This is a genomic window from Kocuria sp. APC 4018 (genome assembly GCF_030407675.1).
Lineage (GTDB): Bacteria > Actinomycetota > Actinomycetes > Actinomycetales > Micrococcaceae > Kocuria > Kocuria rhizophila.
Genome location: NZ_JASDCY010000118.1, coordinates 1 through 1,493, shown reverse-complemented (window position 1 = coordinate 1,493; position 1,493 = coordinate 1). Strand labels below are relative to the sequence as shown.

Annotated in this window: 1 protein-coding gene; it reads right to left on the bottom strand. The window is 64.8% G+C overall.

Going from position 1 to position 1,493, the window contains the following annotated elements:
* Window positions 1–11: 11 nt before the first annotated feature.
* A complete protein-coding gene (locus QL985_RS12060) occupies window positions 12–1,211 on the bottom strand; it encodes an IS30 family transposase (protein ID WP_121240541.1) in 1,200 nt (399 codons plus the stop codon).
* Window positions 1,212–1,493 lie beyond the last annotated feature (282 nt).

The window sequence follows — 1,493 nt, the reverse complement described above, 5'->3', positions numbered from 1 at the left end:
ACTGACCGGATTCAACTGGTCGTTGCAACACCGGCTTCTTGGAGAGACTTTAGCTGCTCGTTCAGTGCCTCGGCAGGTGTCTTCCACCCCAGGCTCTTGCGTGGACGAGTGTTCAGCGTGTGCGCCACGGCGTTGATCTCGTGTGCCGACCAGCGTGACAGGTCAGTGCCCTTGGGGAAGTACTGACGAAGCAGGCCGTTCGTGTTCTCGTTGGTGCCGCGCTGCCACGGTGAGTGCGGATCGGCGAAGAACACCGGGATGCCTGTCTCGACACGAAACGCTATGTGCGCGGACATTTCCTTGCCGCGGTCCCACGTCAGTGAACGCGTCAACTCCACCGGCAGACGTGTCATCGTCGTCGACAACGCGTTCTTCATCGTGATCGCGCCGTACCCGGCCAGGGCCGGCCCATTTTTCACTGATTCCTTGTGCCGATAGCCTTCCTCGCGGGGCAGGTGAACGAGCATCGTGTAGCGGGTGGTGCGCTCCACGAGCGTGCCGATCGCGGAGCGTTCCAGCCCGATGATCAAGTCGCCCTCCCAATGGCCCGGCACTGCACGGTCGTCGGCTTCAGCAGGCCGTTCACTGATGAGCGCTTCGGGCGTGACGTGCGCCCACGTCGTGCGCTGCGCGCGCGCCCGCGGGGCGCGCAGCGCACGCCCGGTGCGCAGGCACAAGATGAGTTCACGTTTCAACGCTCCTCGGCCTTGGATGTAGAGGGATTGATAGATCGCCTCGTGGCTGATGCGCATGGACTCATCATCGGGGAAATCGAGGGGCAGGCGCCTACTGATCTGCTCCGGGCTCCACGCGCGCACCCACGCCCGGTCCTTGCGGCGTGGCTTGTTACGGCCCGTCCATTTCTCTACCGGCGGCCCGGCCACGACGTTTCCGTCCTCGTCGACGATGTGGCCGCTGAGTCGTTGCTCAACGTACTCGCGCAACCGCGGGTTCGCCACGAGCTTGGCTTCCTTCGGCCGCCGCGCTGCCATGTCGGCCTTCCACTGCGCGACCGACGCGCGATAGTCACGCGTGAGGCCCCGTGTCGCGGCGTTTCGGCGTAACTCGCGCGAGATCGTTCCTGGGTCGCGGCCGATCGTGCGCGCGATCTGCCGCACACCATGACCTTTCGCGACAAGAATCGCGATCTCTTCACGCTCGGTGAAGCTGAGGTAACGCCCTGACGGCGTCGGCGGCATGAACGGGCGCATCCCACCATGCTGGCGGTACCAGCGCGTCGCGACCGCAGGGGCCACGCCGATGACACGAGCCGCTTCCTCTGCCAGCAATCCCAGCGCTATCTGATCCCAGAACGCTGACTCGACATCCCGGCGGTACTTCGGATGCCCCGGCGACCGCAGCTTCGGTCTGATCGCCCGATCCGCTTGCCACTGTCGACGCGCACCCGCCGGCACCGCTGATTCCTCTGGATCTCGTCCCACCACACACCCTCACGATCAGGGTGTTGCGACAACCAGTTGAATCCGCCCTGA